The organism is Demequina salsinemoris (assembly GCF_000974805.1).
Taxonomy (GTDB): Bacteria; Actinomycetota; Actinomycetes; order Actinomycetales; family Demequinaceae; genus Demequina; species Demequina salsinemoris.
In genome coordinates, this window is sequence record NZ_BBQZ01000005.1 from 105,055 (window position 1) to 121,207 (window position 16,153).

Annotated in this window: 18 protein-coding genes and 1 tRNA gene; 15 read left to right on the forward strand and 4 right to left on the reverse strand. The window is 70.8% G+C overall.

The features are described 5' to 3' along the window. Positions 1 to 228: 228 nt before the first annotated feature. From AOP78_RS10600 to AOP78_RS10610, 3 genes are all read left to right on the forward strand, one after another. Entirely contained in the window at positions 229 to 1,221 is a 993-nt protein-coding gene (locus AOP78_RS10600; RefSeq protein WP_062204179.1) for a methionine ABC transporter ATP-binding protein, read from the forward strand. Continuing rightward, positions 1,218 to 1,970: a methionine ABC transporter permease gene (locus AOP78_RS10605; protein WP_062204183.1), complete on the forward strand. Its 753-nt coding sequence runs from the start codon at positions 1,218 to 1,220 to the stop codon at positions 1,968 to 1,970. Before AOP78_RS10600 ends, AOP78_RS10605 begins: the two co-directional genes overlap by 4 nt. 88 nt (positions 1,971 to 2,058) lie before the next feature. Beyond that, on the forward strand, positions 2,059 to 2,898 hold the full coding sequence (locus tag AOP78_RS10610; protein WP_062204186.1) for a MetQ/NlpA family ABC transporter substrate-binding protein: 840 nt from the start codon (positions 2,059 to 2,061) through the stop codon (positions 2,896 to 2,898). Between the two features lie 129 nt (positions 2,899 to 3,027). On the opposite strand, the gene AOP78_RS10615 is transcribed toward AOP78_RS10610, so the two are convergent. Next, entirely contained in the window at positions 3,028 to 4,092 is a 1,065-nt protein-coding gene (locus AOP78_RS10615; RefSeq protein WP_062204189.1) for a fatty acid desaturase family protein, read from the reverse strand. A 180-nt stretch (positions 4,093 to 4,272) separates the two neighbouring features. Next, positions 4,273 to 6,000 carry an EAL domain-containing protein gene (locus AOP78_RS10620; RefSeq protein ID WP_062204192.1) on the reverse strand — a complete coding sequence of 576 codons (1,728 nt, stop codon included), beginning with the start codon at positions 5,998 to 6,000 and terminating at the stop codon, positions 4,273 to 4,275. A 126-nt stretch (positions 6,001 to 6,126) separates the two neighbouring features. Here AOP78_RS10620 and AOP78_RS10625 point away from each other — a divergent pair, with 126 nt between their 5' ends. From AOP78_RS10625 to rdgB, 10 genes are all read left to right on the forward strand, one after another. Beyond that, positions 6,127 to 7,080 carry a calcium/sodium antiporter gene (locus AOP78_RS10625; protein ID WP_062204195.1) on the forward strand — a complete coding sequence of 318 codons (954 nt, stop codon included), beginning with the start codon at positions 6,127 to 6,129 and terminating at the stop codon, positions 7,078 to 7,080. A gap of 63 nt (positions 7,081 to 7,143) precedes the next feature. Next, positions 7,144 to 7,899: an ABC transporter ATP-binding protein gene (locus AOP78_RS10630; RefSeq protein ID WP_062204198.1), complete on the forward strand. Its 756-nt coding sequence runs from the start codon at positions 7,144 to 7,146 to the stop codon at positions 7,897 to 7,899. Beyond that, entirely contained in the window at positions 7,881 to 9,536 is a 1,656-nt protein-coding gene (locus tag AOP78_RS10635) for a hypothetical protein (protein ID WP_062204202.1), read from the forward strand. Before AOP78_RS10630 ends, AOP78_RS10635 begins: the two co-directional genes overlap by 19 nt. Before the next feature lie 62 nt (positions 9,537 to 9,598). Further along, positions 9,599 to 9,892: a DUF3039 domain-containing protein gene (locus AOP78_RS10640; protein WP_439645040.1), complete on the forward strand. Its 294-nt coding sequence runs from the start codon at positions 9,599 to 9,601 to the stop codon at positions 9,890 to 9,892. A gap of 46 nt (positions 9,893 to 9,938) precedes the next feature. Beyond that, positions 9,939 to 10,226, forward strand: coding sequence for an ATP-dependent Clp protease adapter ClpS (gene clpS / locus AOP78_RS10645; RefSeq protein WP_062204205.1), 288 nt, complete (start codon positions 9,939 to 9,941; stop codon positions 10,224 to 10,226). Next, positions 10,223 to 10,849 carry a DUF2017 family protein gene (locus AOP78_RS10650; protein WP_062204208.1) on the forward strand — a complete coding sequence of 209 codons (627 nt, stop codon included), beginning with the start codon at positions 10,223 to 10,225 and terminating at the stop codon, positions 10,847 to 10,849. Before clpS ends, AOP78_RS10650 begins: the two co-directional genes overlap by 4 nt. Beyond that, complete coding sequence (murI, locus tag AOP78_RS10655) at positions 10,842 to 11,687, forward strand: glutamate racemase (RefSeq protein WP_062204211.1); 846 nt, start codon at positions 10,842 to 10,844, stop codon at positions 11,685 to 11,687. The genes AOP78_RS10650 and murI overlap by 8 nt, the downstream gene beginning before the upstream one ends. Then, complete coding sequence (locus tag AOP78_RS10660; RefSeq protein WP_062204214.1) at positions 11,684 to 12,454, forward strand: MBL fold metallo-hydrolase; 771 nt, start codon at positions 11,684 to 11,686, stop codon at positions 12,452 to 12,454. The genes murI and AOP78_RS10660 overlap by 4 nt, the downstream gene beginning before the upstream one ends. 62 nt (positions 12,455 to 12,516) lie before the next feature. Continuing rightward, positions 12,517 to 13,248, forward strand: coding sequence for a ribonuclease PH (gene rph, locus AOP78_RS10665; protein WP_062204217.1), 732 nt, complete (start codon positions 12,517 to 12,519; stop codon positions 13,246 to 13,248). 4 nt (positions 13,249 to 13,252) lie between these two features. Beyond that, complete coding sequence (rdgB, locus tag AOP78_RS10670; RefSeq protein ID WP_062204220.1) at positions 13,253 to 13,888, forward strand: RdgB/HAM1 family non-canonical purine NTP pyrophosphatase; 636 nt, start codon at positions 13,253 to 13,255, stop codon at positions 13,886 to 13,888. Positions 13,889 to 13,976: 88 nt separating this feature from the next. Here rdgB and AOP78_RS10675 read toward each other — a convergent pair whose 3' ends face one another. Beyond that, positions 13,977 to 14,522 (reverse strand): NUDIX hydrolase family protein, encoded by a 546-nt coding sequence (locus AOP78_RS10675; RefSeq protein ID WP_062204223.1) that lies wholly within the window; start codon positions 14,520 to 14,522, stop codon positions 13,977 to 13,979. A gap of 134 nt (positions 14,523 to 14,656) precedes the next feature. On the opposite strand from AOP78_RS10675, the gene trxA reads away from it, so the two are divergent. After that, positions 14,657 to 15,025, forward strand: a complete 369-nt coding sequence (gene trxA, locus AOP78_RS10680) for a thioredoxin (RefSeq protein WP_062204226.1) — start codon at positions 14,657 to 14,659, stop codon at positions 15,023 to 15,025. Between the two features lie 159 nt (positions 15,026 to 15,184). Here the strand turns inward: trxA and AOP78_RS10685 are convergent. Next, a tRNA-Leu gene (locus AOP78_RS10685) sits at positions 15,185 to 15,266 on the reverse strand. A 107-nt stretch (positions 15,267 to 15,373) separates the two neighbouring features. On the opposite strand from AOP78_RS10685, the gene AOP78_RS10690 reads away from it, so the two are divergent. After that, entirely contained in the window at positions 15,374 to 16,153 is a 780-nt protein-coding gene (locus AOP78_RS10690) for an EAL domain-containing protein (RefSeq protein ID WP_062204229.1), read from the forward strand.

Sequence of the window (16,153 nt, forward strand, 5' to 3'; positions counted from 1 at the left end):
GACAGCGTGTCGCGGGTGACACGCCGCAGCGCACCGTCGGGATGTGTCAGAAAGTGTCCGCGGCAGGCTTGCAGGGGCCAGTCGGGGCCGGGTGGCGTGTTCCTGGTCACATCTGATGCCCCGGCAGGTATCGCATCGTGGACAAGTCATCTCGACACTCGGTAACCTGCTCGCAACATCCGAGCGCTCGATGCTGTGCGCAGCCGTCCCGCGCACCCCGAGGAACCCATGATCACGCTCGAGCAGGTCTCCAAGACCTTCGCCGCCCGCTCCGGGCCGGTGCGCGCGCTCGACGACGTGAGCCTCCACGTGGAGCCGGGTGAGATCTACGGAGTGATCGGACGCTCGGGCGCGGGCAAGTCGACCCTGATCCGCACCGTCAACATGCTCGAACGTCCCGACTCGGGCACGGTCACAGTCGGCGGGCGCGAGCTCACCGGGCTCGACGGCGCCGACCTGCGCCGCGCCCGCCAGCGCATCGGCATGATCTTCCAGCAGTTCAACCTGCTCGAGTCCCGCACCGTGCGCGGCAACGTCGAGCTCGCGCTCGAGATCGCGGGTCTCGACCGCGCGGCCCGCCGGGCGCGCAGCGGCGAGATCCTCGAGCTCGTCGGGCTCACCGACAGGGCCGGCGCGAGGGTCTTCGAGCTCTCGGGCGGTCAGAAGCAGCGCGTCGGCATCGCTCGCGCGCTCGCGGCAGACCCTCAGGTGCTGCTCTCGGACGAGGCCACGAGCGCGCTCGACCCAGAGACCACCGCCTCGATCCTCGAGCTGCTGCGCGACCTCAACAAGGAGCTCGGCCTCACGATCCTGCTCATCACGCACGAGATGGACGTCGTCAAGGCGCTGTGCGACTCCGCCGCGCTCATGCGCGAGGGCCGGATCATCGAGCAGGGACGCCTCGACGACATCGTCGTGCGCACCGACTCGCAGATGTCGCGCGACCTGTTCCCGCTCGGCGAGCTGCCCGAGCCCCGCGGGACGACGATCATCGAGATCACCTTCGTCGGTCTCGCGTCGGAGGAGCCCGTCATCTCGCGCCTCGCGCGCACGCACGAGCTCGACGTGAGCCTGCTCGGCGCGGCGATCGAGACGATCCACGGCAAGCAGACGGGCCGCACCCGTCTGGAGCTCTCCGGTGACGCGGTCCAGGTGGATGCCGCCGTCGCCGACCTCCAGGGTCAGGGCCTCACGGTGGACCGGGTGAGGGACGCGCGATGATCGACAACACCGATCCCGACTTCTGGCCCGACCTCTTCGCGACCGTCTGGCAGGCCACTGGAGAGACGCTCTACCAGGTGGGATGGACGTTGCTCCTCACGGCGATCCTCGGCACGATCATCGGCGTGCTGCTTGTCGTCACCGACAAGGGCGGGATGCTTGAGGCCCCCTTCGGCTCACGCGCGCTCGGCAGGACCCTGAACGTCGTGCTCCAGCTGATCGTGAACCTGGGCCGGTCCATCCCGTTCCTCATCCTGATGATCGCCCTCATCCCGTTCACCAGGCTGATCCTCGGCACCGCGTTCGGCGTGACCGCCGCGATCGTGCCGCTCACCGTCGCCGCCGTGCCGTTCTTCTCCCGCATCGTCGAGATGTCGCTGCGCGAGGTCCCCGACGGGCTCCTCGAGGCCGGCACGTCGCTCGGCGCGAGCCGCTGGCACCTGGTCATCAAGGTGCTGCTGCCTGAGGCGCTGCCCGGGCTGATCCTGGGCTTCACGACCACGGCCGTCTCGGTCGTCAACTACTCCGCGATCGTCGGCACCATCGGTGGCGGCGGTCTCGGTGACGTCGCCGTGCGCTACGGCTACCAGCGCTACTCGACCGAGTACATCGTCGTCGTCATCATCGTCCTCGTCGCCATCGTCGCCTGCATCCAGGGCCTCGGCGGCTGGATGTCCATGCGAATGCGCCGGGGCGGCACCCCTTCCGCGCGCTCTGCCGCCGCGGTGCCGCCCGCCCAGGGCGTCTGACCTCCTCGGGTCCGACGCTCCGGACCCGCAGCCTTCCCCATGCCGCACCCGCGGCACCATCACACCTTTCACGAAAGCAGACAGACCCATGCGCAAGCACATCCTCACCACCGCCCTCGCCGCGACCGCGGCCCTGACCCTCGCCGCGTGCTCGGGCTCGTCCGACACGGACACCGACGCGTCGGCCTCGGGCGACGCCGCGGTCGAGCTCCAGACCCTCACGGTCGGCGCGACCGCCGTCCCAGCCGGCGAGATCATCCAGTACGTCATCGACTCGGGTCAGGCCGAGGCCGCGGGCCTGGACATCCAGGTCACCGAGTTCTCGGACTACAACACCCCGAACCCGGCGCTGTCGGAGGGGTCGACCGACGTCAACCTCTTCCAGCACAAGCCGTTCCTCGACCTCTACAACGAGGAGGCGGGCGACGACCTGATCAGCGTCGGCGAGGTCTACCTGCCGCCGCTGGCCCTGTACTCGAAGACCGTCGACGCGCTCGAGGACCTGCCCGAGGGCGCCTCGATCGCGCTCCCGAACGACGCCTCGAACGAGTCGCGCGCGCTCCTGCTCCTGCAGGACGCCGGCCTGATCACGGTCGCGGACGATGCCTCGACGGTCGCTGACATCACCGACAACCCGAACGGCTACGAGTTCCTCGAGATCGACGCGGCGAGCCTGCCGGCTGCGCTCGACGACCAGGACGCCGCGATCGTGAACTTCTCGTTCGCGTCGGCGGCTGGCCTGTCGAGCGACCTTCAGCTCGTCGCCGAGGGTGAGGACTCGCCGTACTTCAACATCCTCGCGACGCGCGCCGAGCTCGCCGACGACGAGCGTGTCGCCGCGTTCTACGCCGCGCTCACGTCGGAGGAGACCCAGCAGTGGATCGAGGAGACCTACAACGGCCTCGTCGTCCCCGCCTCGGTGGCGTAACACCTGATACGCGCAGCGGCCCCCGTCCTCCTTGGGAGGGCGGGGGCCGCAGTGCGTCGGGGGCAGGGACGATGCGGGCGCCGGGACTGAGCGCACCGGGACGATGCGGTGGCAGGGACGATGCGGTGGTCAGCGCCCCATCGCGACGCGCTCGGGGCAGTCGAACGGGTCGCGGGCCGCGAGCCCCACGCGGTTGAGGTAAGCGATCACGATGCCGTATGACTCGATCAGGTTCGTCTCCGTGTAGGGCATCTCGAGCGACGCGCAGTGCTCGCGGACGATCTCGCGCGCCCGCGCGAGGTGCGGACGCGCCATGTTCGGGAACAGGTGGTGCTCGATCTGGTAGTTGAGCCCGCCCATGAGGATGTTCATGGCCCAGCCGCCGCGGATGTTGCGGCTCGTGAGCACCTGCTTGGAGAGGAAGTCGAGCCGGGCGTCGGCGGGCACGAGGGCCATGCCCTTGTGGTTCGGCGCGAAGGACGCGCCCATGTAGACGCCGAACACGGCCATCTGCACGCCGACGAACGCGAACGCCATCCCGAGCGGGAGGAACGCGAAGACCGGCACGAGGTAGAGCGCGAAGTGCAGGGCGATCGACGGCAGCTCGGTCCACCGCTGACGTCGGCTGCCCTGCGTGATCAGCGAGGTGACCGAGCGGTAGTGGAGGTTCAGCCCCTCGAGCGTGAGCAGCGGGAAGAACAGCCAGCCCTGGCGTGCCGTGATCCATCGGAGCGGGCCGCGGGCCTGGGCGGCGTCCTCGGCGACGAACGAGATCGTGTCCCGCTCGATGTCGGGGTCGGCGCCTCGCTTGTTCGGGTTCGCGTGGTGGCGGGTGTGCTTCGTCATCCACCACTGGTGGCTGATCCCGACGACGATGGTGCTGAGCGCGCGTCCGAGGCGATCGTTCGCGGGGCCGGTGCGGAGCACCGCGCGGTGCGAGGCCTCGTGGCCGAGGAAGGCGACCTGCGTCAGGACGATGCCGAGGCCCGCCGCGATGAGGAGCTGGAACCACGAGTCCCCGAGCAGGATGAAACCCGCGATGAGGCCTCCCAAGGCGAGCGCGAGGACGAGCCCGTAGACGGCGTAGAAGACGGGTGCCCGGCGCAGCAGGCCCATCTCCCTGACGGTGGCGGCGAGCTCCGTGAAGGAGCGCGTGACATGGTTGACAGGAGGCGTCGACTGCGGCGCGGCCATGGGTCTCCAGGGGTCGAGGGGAATCTCGACTTCTCAGCCGAAGACTGGGCGCGAGGATGCGTCCGTGGTGCGGATGCCGCAACCCTACGCCACCGTAGGTTACGTGTCACCGATCTTGCTGCGATCGTGTGTCTGCCAGGAGTGCAGGGCCGAGGAGAGGGCCTTCCGAGCGGGCTCGGATCAGTAGACGCGAGTGCGCAATGGGGGCGTGGTCGCCGCCGCGACCCGGGCGCGCAGCAGCGGCTCCGACATCGGCCGGTAGTGCAGGAAGCCCTGCTGGAGTCCGATGCCGGCCTCTCGGACGGCGGCGTACTCGTGCTCCGTCTCGATGCCCTCGGCGATCACCGCGACGTCGAGCTCCTCCGCGATACGGGAGATCACGGCGAGCACCTCGGCGTCCACGGAGCTGCCGCGTCCGGCGCCGTGCACGATCGTGCGGTCGACCTTGATCACGCTGAAGGGCAGCGGCTGCTGGAGGAAGCGGAGGGTCTCGAGGGACACGCCGACGTCGTCGAGCGCGAGGCGAACCCCCGCCGCATCCAGGGCTGCGAGCTCGGTCCGCGCGGCGGTGAGGTCGCCCAGGCGTGAGAGCTCCGACAGCTCGAGGACGATGCGTCGGGGCGCGACGCCCGCGCTCGTGATCGTGGACAGCAGCGCGTCGGCGAGTCCAGGGATGACGAGCGACTCAGCGGAGAGGTTGACGTGCATGCTGATGTCGGCGGCGGGCTTGAAGCCGTCCGCCTCCCAGTGACGCAGGGCCTTGCAGGCGCGTCCGAGCACCCAGCGGTCCAGCTCGAGCGTCGCGCCGAGCCGGGCGGCGCGGAGCTTGATGTCGGCGGGGAAGCGCTCGTCGTCCACCCCGCCGTGGACGCGCAGCAGCGCCTCCACCGCGGTGGGAACTCCCGTGACCGTGTCGATGATCGGCTGGTACATGAGGTGCAGCGCTTCGGTGAGGATCTGGTCGACGCCCTGCGGGGTGCGGCGGCCGTACTGCACCTTGTCGCCGCCCGAGAGCTTGGCGGAGTACATCGCGGCGTCGGCGAGCTGCAGCAGCTCCTCCGGGTCCGCGTCGGGGCTGTCGGCTACTGCGACGCCGATGCTGGCGTGGGCTTGGGCGGCGTCGGGAAGGTCAGGGTCGGGCTGGGCGAGGGCCACGCGGAGCCGCTCCCCGAAGGCGAGCGCCGCGTCCTCCGCGGTGACCGTGGAGGGAAGCCTGATGCGGCTGACCACGGCGAACTCGTCCCCTCCGAGACGCCCGACGACGTCCGCGCCCGCGGCGGCGATGAGCATGCGTCGCGAGGCGGACCGCAGCAGGGCATCCCCCAGGTTGTGGCCGAGGGTGTCGTTGACCACCTTGAGGCGATCGAGGTCGAGGTAGGCGACCAGGACGCGGGAGTCCTCGCCCTCGAGCATCGCGAGGGCGTCCTCGAGCACCGCCATCAGCCGCTCACGCGTGGCCAGGCCGGTCATGCCGTCGATCTCCGCGCGCCGCCCGGCATGATCGGCGAGGGCCCGCATCACCCGCACGGGGCGGATGACGCCGTACGGCTTGCCCAGCGCATCCACCACGGGAAGGTCGGGGAAGTCGTCGGCGCGGTCCGTGCCCATCATGTGGGAGGCCGCGGTCGCGAGCGGCGTCAGCCGGCTCAGGAGCGGCAGGCCCCACACGGCGAGCTCTCCGACGCCGGTGCCTCCGAGGAGCGAGCGGTTGTATCCGTACGAGCCGGCCATGCTGCGCAGGAACCGCTCGCGGCCGATGACGCCGATCTGGCCGTCCTCGCGCTCGACGAGCAGGTTGTGGCGGCTCCCGCGGCTGAAGATGTGGGCGGCGACCTCGTCGCACGGCGTGTCCGCGGGCACGATCAGGCAGAGCTCGACCAGCGGCTCGATCGTCGGTTCTGTCGTCATGTCTGCATGGACCTCCGATTCCCCTTTCGGCCGGCGCGCGTCGGAGGTGAGCATTCCGGACAGGCAGGGAGACGCCTCGCGTCGCCTCCCCCGGATGCATCGGACCCGCGGCGATAGGCTCGCCGCATGCTCATCGCCGTCGCCGCGACCTTGGTCGGCCTCGCGGCCCTCGCGTGGAGCGCCGACCACTTCGTGGCCGGCGCGTCGGCGGTCGCGCGCTACGCGGGCATGGCCCCGCTGCTCGTGGGCATGCTCGTGATCGGCTTCGGCACGTCGGCGCCGGAGCTCGTCGTCTCAGCGTTCGCCGCGGCGGGAGGCAATCCCGAGCTCGCGATCGGCAACGCCTTCGGCTCGAACGTCGCCAACATCGGGCTGATCCTCGGCATCACGGCGATGGTGATCCCGATCGCCGTGCATCGAGGCGTGCTCCGCCGCGAGCTTCCCGTGCTCATCGTCGTGACCGTGGTCGCGTGGCTCCTCATGGCGGACGGCGCGCTGTCGCGCGTGGACGCCGCGGTGCTCGGGGCGATCCTGCTCGCCCAGATCGCGTGGGCGATCGTGGTCGGCCGACGCAACCCCTCCGACGAGCTCGCACGGGAGGTCGAGGAGTCCGCCGCGATGACGCGGCCGCGCGCGTGGCTCTCGCTCATCACCGGGCTCGTGCTGCTCGTGCTCTCGTCGCGGGTGCTCGTGTGGGGAGCGGTGGACATCGCGGAGAGGCTCGGCTGGTCCGATCTGGTCATCGGCCTCACCGTCGTCGCGATCGGCACGTCGGCGCCCGAGCTCGCGTCCGCGCTCGCCGCGGTACGGCGCGGCGAGAACGACCTCGCGCTCGGCAACGTCATCGGCTCGAATCTGTTCAACACGCTGGGCGTGCTCGCCGTCGCCGGCCTCGTCGCGCCGGCCACGGTCGACCCGGAGATCCTGCGCCGCGACCTGCCGTTCGTGCTGTCCCTCACGATCCTCCTCGTCGTCTTCGCGCTGTGGCCCTGGCATCGCGGAAGCATCTCGCGCGTCGAGGGAGGGGTCCTGTTCGCCCTGTGGCTGTCCTACACGGGGTTCCTCGTCGCGACCGCGTGAGGCGCGAGTGGGGAACCCCACGAGCACCTGTTCCCGCGCACCTGCCAGGACTAATCTGACCGCGTGGAACCAGCCCTCGTCCTCACCGGCCTGCAGAAGTCCTTCGGTGCGACCGTCGCGGTCGCGGGCATCGACCTGGAGATCCCGCAGGGATCGTTCTACGGGATGGTCGGGCCCAACGGCGCGGGCAAGACCACGACCCTGTCCATGGCGACGGGCCTGCTCACGCCCGACCACGGCATCGTCCATGTGCATGGAATCGATCTATGGGAGCGGCCCGACGAGGCGAAGCCCCTGCTCGGGGTCCTCCCCGACGGCCTGCACACGTTCGACCGACTCACGGGCGCGGAGCTGATCTCCTATGCGGGCCTCCTGCGGGGGCTCACGCCGGACGAGGCGCGGCGCCGCCGCGACGACCTCCTCGCCGCGCTCGACCTCGAGTCTGCGGGGCGCACCCTCGTCACCGACTACTCGGCGGGAATGAAGAAGAAGGTCGCGCTCGCGTGCGCGCTCGTGCATGCGCCCCGCGTGCTCGTGCTCGACGAGCCCTTCGAGGCCGTCGACCCCGTGAGCGCTGGCGCGATCCGCCGCATCCTGCTCATGTTCGTCGAGGACGGAGGCACCGTCATCATGTCGTCGCACGTCATGGCGCTCGTCGAGCGGCTGTGCGATCGGGTAGCGATCGTGGGATCCGGCCGCGTGCTCGCCGAGGGCACGCTCGACGAGGTGCGCGCGGGACGCGACCTCGAGGACCGCTTCGTCGAGCTCGTCGGGGACGTCGAGGACCAGAGGGACCTGTCGTGGTTGCGGCGGTCCTGAGCCTCAGGTGGCGCACGACCGTCAACTCGCTGCGTCGTGACTGGTGGAGGATCCTCGTCGTCGTCGCGGGCGCGATCTGGTCGCTGTCCCTCGTGCCGAGCCTGATCTGGGCCGAGCAGGTGCTGTGGGCCCAGCTCGTGGACCTGCGCGCCGACGCGATGATCGTGGGTGGCTCGGTGCTCATGCTCGGCTGGACCGCCGTGCCGCTGCTCGTCACGGGTCTCGACGACACTCTCGACCCCTCTCGCTTCGCGTCCCTCGGCCTTCCGCTGCGTCGGATCATGCCGGGGCTGGGCATCGCCGCGTTCCTCACCGTGCCTGCGTTGTTCACCCTGCTCGCGATGCTCCTGCTCGCGCTGTCGTGGCGGGACGACGCCGCCGCGCTCGCGGTCGGACTCGTCGGAGCGGCCCTCACGGTCGCGGTGATGGTGCTGTCCGGGAGGGTCGCCGTCGCGTGGGCGAGCCGGATGCTGGCGGGACGGCGCTCGCGGGCGGCCGCCGCCGTGACGTCGATCGCCGGGATCGCTATCGTCGCGGTCGCGGGCCGCGCACTGCTCAGCAAGGGCCTCGAGGCCGTGCTCGAGGAGGACGTGCCGACGCTCATCACCGCGCTCGGAACGACTCCCATCGCCGCCGGCCTCGCCGCGCCCGAGTTCGCCAGCGGGGGCGACTGGCTCCCCGTGGTGTGGCGTCTGGGACTGACCGCCGCGTGGTGCCTGCTGCTCGCGCTCGTGTGGCGTGACAGCGTCGCCAGGGTGCTCGTCACGCCGCCCGCGAGGTCCGCGGGGGTCACGCGCCGTGACGACCGTGTCCTCGCGCACGCCGATGTCGCGGCGGCGATCCGACGCAGGCTCGAGGCGGCCGCCGAGGGGCCGTTCGGCGCCCTCGCCAGGGGGCTTGCCAGAGCGCTCCCGAGCCCGATCGTGCGCGCGGTGCGCAGCCGCGCGCTGCGCTACTGGTCCAGCGATCCGCGGTACCTCGCCGCGGCCGCCGGGGCGCTCGTCGGGCCCGTGCTGCTGTTCGGCATCCTGCTGCCCGCGCTCGGCACCCCGGGATGGGTGGCGTTCGTCATGCCCGCGACCGTGGCGACGTCGATCGGGTGGGGTCGCCACAACGATGTCGCCTACGACTCGACGGCGCTCTGGCTCGATGTGGTGTCGGGGCGGATCGGGCGCGAGGTCATGCGCGGCAGGGTCGAGGCCATGCTCGTGTGGGCGGCACCCGTGGTCGTCGCCACGTCGCTCGCGGCGGTCCAGGTCGCCGGGCGGTGGGACCTGGCGGTCGCGCTGAGCGCGGCCTCGCTCGGCGTCCTCGGGACGACGATCGGGGTGTCGGCGGTCCTGTCCGTGTTGATGCCGTATCGCGCCCCGCAGCCGGGCGCGAACCCCTTCGGAGCCGAGGTGGGCTCGGTGGGCGCCGGGCTCGCCGCGCAGGTCGTCTCTTCCCTCGCGTCGGTCGTGACGGCGCCGCTCGTGATGGTGCCGTTCGTCCTCGCGTTCGTCGTCCACCCCGCTTGGGCCTGGGTGGCGACCGTGACCGGTCTGTCCCTCGCGGTGCTCGGGGTCGCGCTGGGCGTGCGGCTCTCGGGCCGCCTCTACGACGCCCGCTCCGGTCGGCTTCTCGGCGCTGTCGTCTAGCGCGGCGGCTGCGAGGCGTGGAGGGAGGACACTCCGCGGCGGCCCCTCAGGTGGCGACTACCATGGACCCCATGAGCGAGCCGAACATCCCCGTCGAGCAGCCGCAGGGCGGCACGGCCACGATCGAGCGCACGGACGTCAAGGAGCTCATCGAGCCCGGCGATGCCGAGCGCTTCTCGCACTACGTGCGCAAGGAGAAGATCCTCGAGTCCGCGATGACCGGCGAGCCCGTCATCGCGCTGTGCGGCAAGGTGTGGGTGCCCGGCCGCGACCCGAACCGCTTCCCCGTGTGTCCCGCGTGCAAGGAGATCATCGAGGGCCGCTTCGGTCCCGAGGATGGCGGCGACGACTCCTGACGCGCGCCTCGTGTCCGTTTTCGGGTGATCCCCGTAGGCTGGGCGTGTGGAATTCCAGGAGGATCTCTCCCCCGAGGGAAACGTGGCGACCAGGTCGGATGACGCCTGGGTGACGATCGTCTGGAACGACCCCGTCAACCTCATGTCGTACGTGACGTGGGTCTTCCAGACCCACTTCGGCTTCACGCGCGCCGTCGCCGAGCAGCGGATGCGCGAGGTGCACGAGCGCGGTCGCTCCGTCGTGAGCTCGGGAAGCCGTGAGCGGATGGAGGTCGACGTGCAGGCGATGCACTCGTACGGGCTCTGGGCCACGCTGCAGCGGAGCGGCGAGTGAGGGGCTTCGAGCGCGATGGCGACCACGCCACCGCGCTCATGGACGAGGAGGAGCGGACCGTCATCGCGCGGATCGTCGCCGACGTCGGCCTCCTGCTGGGCGAGGTCCGGTTCGGCACGGAGGACCCGGACGATGCGGTCGCGCCGGACGATCCGTTCGCCGGCCTCGGCGACCTGGGGGCGAAGGCCTCCGCGCCGACGGATCCCGCGGTGCTGAGGCTCCTGCCGAACGCGGCTCCCGACGACGAGGAGATCTCCGACGAGTTCCGCCGCCTCACCGAGGGCGACCTGCGGTCCCTCAAGGTCGAGCGGCTGCGGACCATGTGGGAGCAGCTGTCCGCCGACGGCGAGGAGTGGACGCTGCCGCTCGCCGAGGCGGCCCCGACGGCCGCGGCGCTCACCGATGTGCGCCTCGTGCTCGCCACACGCCTCGGGCTCGACACGGACGCCGACGTGGACAGGCTCCACGCCGAGATCGATGCGGGGGTGCGCGCGCTCGACGAGGACGAGGAGGCGCCGGTCGATCACGAGAGGGTCTGGCTGGGCATGCTCTACCAGGCGCTCAGCTGGCTTCAGGAGACGCTCGTGAGCTGCCTCGCGGCGGGACAGGAGGACGATGTCTGACGCGCCTATCGGGGTGTTCGACTCGGGAGTCGGGGGCCTCACGGTCGCCCGCGCGATCATGGACATGCTTCCCCACGAGTCGATCCACTACGTCGGTGACACCGAGTACGGACCGTACGGCCCGCTGCCCATCCAGGAGGTCCGCCAGCACGCGCTCGACATCATGGACAAGCTCGTCGAGGACGGCGTGAAGATGCTCGTGATCGCGTGCAACACCGCGTCCGCGGCGGTGCTCCGCGACGCGCGCGAGCGCTTCTCGCGCGAGCGGGGCGTCCCCGTGGTCGAGGTGATCATCCCGGCCGCACGTCGTGCCGCGGCGCTCACCAAGGAGGGGCGCGTGGGAGTGATCGGCACCGTCGCGACGATGACGTCGGGCGCCTACTCCGACGCGCTCGCCGCCGCGCCGTCCATCAAGGTCACGCCGCAGGCCTGCCCCAGGTTCGTCGAGCTCGTGGAGGCGGGTGTCACCTCCGGCCGCGAGGTCATCGAGGTGGCCGAGGAGTACCTGGCGCCCCTCAAGGCGGCGCAGGTCGACACCGTGATCCTCGGCTGCACCCACTACCCGATGCTCGCCGGCGCGATCGGTTACGTCATGGGCCCCGAGGTGACGCTCGTCGACTCCGCGCGCGAGACCGCGCTCGACGTGTACCGCGCCCTCGTGAAGGCAGGGCTCGAGCGGTCGCCCGACGCGATCCCCGAGCATCGCTTCTTCGCGACGGGGGAGCGCGACAGGTTCGAGGCGCTCGCGCAGCGCTTCCTCGGTCCGATCGTGGGCACCGTGGAGCCGTTGGAGAGCGTGTCCGAGCCGCTGGGAACCGCGGCGGAGCCTCTGCCGTGAGGCTCGTGATCGTCGGCGCGTCGGGGTCGGTGCCCGGCCCCGCCTCCGCATCGTCCTGCTACCTGGTCGAGGCCGAGGACGAGCATGGGCGGACGTGGCATGTGGTCCTGGACCTCGGGTCGGGAGCCGCGGGGTCGCTCCAGCGCTATCTGGACCCGCGCGAGCTCGACGCGATCGCGATCTCGCATGCGCACGCCGATCACTGCGCCGACCTCGCCGTCATGGACGTGTACCTCAGGTACAGTGATCCGGACGGCCCCGCGGTGGTCCCGGTGCACGGGCCGTTCGGGCTCGCGGGGAGGATCGCCGAGCTGCGCGGGGTCGACGAGCACTCCGATGTGCTGCCCACGATCGCGTGGCAGCCGGGCGTGCCGGTGAGGATCGGTCCGATGACGCTCACGTGCGCCGCGGTCGAGCATCCGATCCCGGCCTACGCGATCCGTGTCGAGGGTCCGTCCGAGCGTGGCGGCGACGCTGTCCTCACGTACTCGGGGGACACGGACGCATGCGAGGGTCTCGAGGCGATGGCTGAGGGCGCGGACCTGCTGCTGTGCGAGGCGTCGTTCCTCGAGCGCGACGATCAGCCGCGCGGCATGCACCTGACGGGCGCGCGCGCCGGCCAGATCGCGCAGCGGTCCGGAGTCGGGCGCCTGCTGCTCACCCACATCCCGCCGTGGATCGAGCCCTACGAGGCGGTCGCGGAGGCCGCCGGGGAGTACTCGGGGCCGCTCGGCGCCGCGCATGCGGGCATGCGGGTCTACCTGTAGCGGACAACCGGGACGAACAGCGCATTCCGCGCTGGGGTGCGCGGCGGGTAGTCTCGGGGTTCATGACCTCTCGCGCCGATGGACGCCGCCCAGACCAGCTTCGACCCGTCTCTCTCGAGCGGGGATTCCAGACCAACGCCGAGGGCTCCTGCATGGTGACCTTCGGGGGCACGCGGGTGCTGTGCTCCGCGTCGTTCACGGTCGGGGTGCCGCGCTGGAAGAAGGGCTCGGGCGAGGGGTGGGTGACCGCCGAGTACGCGATGCTGCCGCGCGCCACGAACACCCGCAACGACCGCGAGAGCGTGCGCGGCAAGATCGGCGGCCGGACCATGGAGATCTCGCGACTGATCGGCCGCTCGCTGCGCGCCGTGGTGGACGTGAAGGCCCTCGGCGAGAACACGATCGTCCTGGACTGCGACGTGATCGACGCCGACGGCGGCACCCGGACCGCGGCCATCACGGGCGCCTACGTGGCGCTCGCGGACGCGATCGCGTGGGGGCGCGCCAACGGCGCGGTCGCGCTCGACGCGAAGCCGCTCACGGGGTCCGTGTCGGCGATCTCCGTGGGGATCATCGACGGCATCCCGATGCTCGACCTCCCTTACGTGGAGGACGTTCGCGCCGAGACCGACATGAACGTCGTGATGACCGGGGGCGGAGGCTTCGTCGAGGTGCAGGGCACCGCCGAGGGCAAGCCGTTCAGCAAGGCGGAGCTCGACGAGCTCCTCGCGCTCGCCACCGCGGGCAACGCGGAGCTCGCACGGATCCAGCGCGACGCGCTCGCGGGGGCCTGAGCGGATGGCCGACGACAGCAAGGTCAAGCCGATCGTCGCCTTCGCGACCCACAACGCTCACAAGATCGACGAGGTCTACCAGATCCTCCGTCAGCGCGTTCCGGGCCTCGAGCGAGGACACCTGCTCAGCGCAGCCGAGGCCGACGCCCCCGCACCCGTCGAATCGGGCATCTCGTATCAGCAGAACGCGCTGATCAAGGCGCGCGCCCTCGCGGAGCGCACGGGGCTGCCCGCGATCGCTGACGACTCCGGGCTCTCCGTGGACGTCATGGGCGGTGCCCCGGGCATCTTCTCGGCGCTGTGGAGCGGGCGCCACGGCGATGACAGGGCCAACCTCGAGCTGCTGCTCGCGCAGATGGAGGACATCCCGGACGCGAACCGTCAGGCGGCGTTCGTCTGCGCGGCCGTGATGGTGCACCCCGACGGCCGTGAGATCACGGAGATGGGCATCATGGGCGGTCGGCTGACGCGCGAGCCCTCGGGCGCTGCCGGTTTCGGCTACGACCCGATCTTCATCGCCTCGGGTCAGTGCGTGACCAACGCCGAGCTGGACCCCGAGGTCAAGAACGCGATCTCGCACAGGGGCGGCGCCTTCCGCGCCCTCGCGCCGCACGTCGCGGCATTGCTGCCGCGCAGATAGTGCTGCGCGGCACGCGTGCCGCGCAGATAGGGCGGTGCGGCACGGCGTCCGCGCGGCGCCACGTCGCAGGGACGATGCGGTGCTCGGCTCAGGGCAGGACGCCGCAGTGGGCGAGCGCCTGCTTGAGGAGCGACTCCTGGCCGCCCATCATCTCGGCGGCGATGTCCTCGGACGCCGCCTCCTCGGGGGTGAACCAGGCGATGTCGAGCGCGTTCTGGCTGGGTTCGCAGTCGCCGTCGACGGGCACCACGTAGGCGAGCGCGACCGCGTGCTGGCGAGAGTCGTAGTACTTGCTGATGCCTCGCGTGGGGAAGTACTCGGCGATGCAGAACGGCGTGGGGTTGAGCGGCAGGCGGGGCAGCGCGACGGGGCCCAGGTCCTTCTCGAGGTTGCGCAGCAGCGCGTCGCGGATCGTCTCGTGGTAGAGCACCCTGCCGGCCACGATCGCGCGGGAGATCATGCCGTCGTCGTCGGCCCTCAGCAGCAGCCCGACGTGCGTCAGCTCGCCGTGGGGATTGATTCGCACCGGAACGGCGTTGATGTACAGCAGAGGGAGCTCGCCTCGGACGTGGTTCAGCTCTCTGTCGCTGAGCCAGCCCGACGGCTCGGGGGGCAGTTCGGCCATGTCCGTCATGACTCAGTTGTACCCCGGCGCGAGTCTCCCTTCGCACATGCGCGCCGGGCGTGACAGTCTGATATTGGGAAATGAAGTCCGTAGCAAGTGCGTTAGGATACCCCCTAGGGTATATAGACGCCGAGAGAGGAAACATGGCTACCGTCAATCTCACCACCGACACCTTCGACGAGACCGTCGCCAAGGACGGCATCGTCCTCGTCGACTTCTGGGCCGACTGGTGCGGTCCCTGCAAGCGCTTCGCGCCGATCTTCGAGCAGTCCTCCGAGACGCACGGCGATGTCGTGCACGCCAAGGTCGACACCGAGGCCCACCAGGAGCTCAGCATCAAGTACGGGATCACCGCGATCCCCACGCTGATGGCCTTCCGCGACGGCATCATGGTCTTCAACCAGGCCGGCGCGCTGCCCGGCCCGGCCCTCGAGCAGCTCGTGGGAGCCGTATCGGACCTCGACATGGACGAGGTCCGCCAGAAGATCGCCGAGCACGAGTCGCAGGCTTGATCTGATCGCGCGGCCCTCGGCCGCCGGAATCACGCGGGGTCGATCCACACGGATCGGCCCCGCGTCGTCGTCTCCGGCCACAGGGCCCGGGCTCCGAGCCACCGGGCGGGCCCCGCATCGTCCCTGGACGGCGAGCCTCGCATCGTCCCTGGACCAGAGTGCGCGAGAGGGGACTTGAACCCCTACGCCCGAAGGCACTGGAACCTAAATCCAGCGCGTCTGCCAATTCCGCCACTCGCGCGCGCCGCCAAGTGTAACGGGCGCACGAAAGCCTTTCCGCGTCATCGTCGGTGCCGATGGGGCTCTCATGTGGCGAGCGGTCGACGGACGGCCGCGAAGGGAGACGGAATGCTGACGACGTCGGGGTTCGACGCGCGCTGGACCACGCTGCTCGACGACGCCATCGCGGGTGTCGGAGTGGGCATCCACGTGCAGCCGGTCGTGGATCTCACCGCCGGCCAGGTGGTCGCGTACGAGACGCTCGCCCGCTTCAGCCACGAGGACGCCGGAGGCGTGAGCCCCGACGTGTGGTTCGGACGGGCGCGCGAGCACGGGCTCGCCGCAGACCTCCAAGCCACCGTGCTCCGCAAGGCGCTCGGACTGCTCCCGACGCTGCCGGCCGGAACCCTCCTCGGCCTCAACCTCGAGCCCGACACCATCGCGAGCACCCAGGTGCGCGAGGCGCTCCTCGAGCACGTGGACCTGTCGAACGTGGTCGTCGAGCTCACCGAGCACGGATCGTGGTCGTGGGACGAGATCGGTCCCACCGTCGAGGAGCTCAAGGCGCGCGGAGCGCGCACCGCGATCGACGATGCGGGAGCCGGCTACGCGGTCATCCACCAGATCGCCCAGCTCGAGCCCTACGCGCTCAAGCTCGACCGCGTGATCGTCGACGGCGTCGCGCAGGACGTGGGCCGCCAGGCGCTCGTGTCGATGATCATCGGCATGGCCAAGCGCGCGGGCGCCGTCGTCGTGGCCGAGGGAGTCGAGAACATGATCGATGCACAGCGCCTCATCGCCTCGGGCGTGACGCTCGCGCAGGGCTACCTGATCGCCGCCCCCGGCGAGCCCTGGCCGCAGCCGGACGAGGCCAAGCTGCGCGTCCTCGCCGCGGCGGCGGAGCTGTAG

Coding starts and splice junctions, on each gene's coding strand:
- rdgB (WP_062204220.1), top strand. CDS start 13,253: ATGGCCGACGACAGCAAGGTCAAGCCGATCGTCGCCTTCGCGACCCAC.
- AOP78_RS10600 (WP_062204179.1), top strand. CDS start 229: ATGATCACGCTCGAGCAGGTCTCCAAGACCTTCGCCGCCCGCTCCGGG.
- AOP78_RS10690 (WP_062204229.1), top strand. CDS start 15,374: ATGCTGACGACGTCGGGGTTCGACGCGCGCTGGACCACGCTGCTCGAC.
- rph (WP_062204217.1), top strand. CDS start 12,517: ATGACCTCTCGCGCCGATGGACGCCGCCCAGACCAGCTTCGACCCGTC.
- AOP78_RS10675 (WP_062204223.1), bottom strand. CDS start 14,522: ATGACGGACATGGCCGAACTGCCCCCCGAGCCGTCGGGCTGGCTCAGC.
- AOP78_RS10605 (WP_062204183.1), top strand. CDS start 1,218: ATGATCGACAACACCGATCCCGACTTCTGGCCCGACCTCTTCGCGACC.
- AOP78_RS10620 (WP_062204192.1), bottom strand. CDS start 6,000: ATGACGACAGAACCGACGATCGAGCCGCTGGTCGAGCTCTGCCTGATC.
- AOP78_RS10610 (WP_062204186.1), top strand. CDS start 2,059: ATGCGCAAGCACATCCTCACCACCGCCCTCGCCGCGACCGCGGCCCTG.
- AOP78_RS10640 (WP_439645040.1), top strand. CDS start 9,599: ATGGACCCCATGAGCGAGCCGAACATCCCCGTCGAGCAGCCGCAGGGC.
- AOP78_RS10615 (WP_062204189.1), bottom strand. CDS start 4,092: ATGGCCGCGCCGCAGTCGACGCCTCCTGTCAACCATGTCACGCGCTCC.
- murI (WP_062204211.1), top strand. CDS start 10,842: ATGTCTGACGCGCCTATCGGGGTGTTCGACTCGGGAGTCGGGGGCCTC.
- trxA (WP_062204226.1), top strand. CDS start 14,657: ATGGCTACCGTCAATCTCACCACCGACACCTTCGACGAGACCGTCGCC.
- AOP78_RS10625 (WP_062204195.1), top strand. CDS start 6,127: ATGCTCATCGCCGTCGCCGCGACCTTGGTCGGCCTCGCGGCCCTCGCG.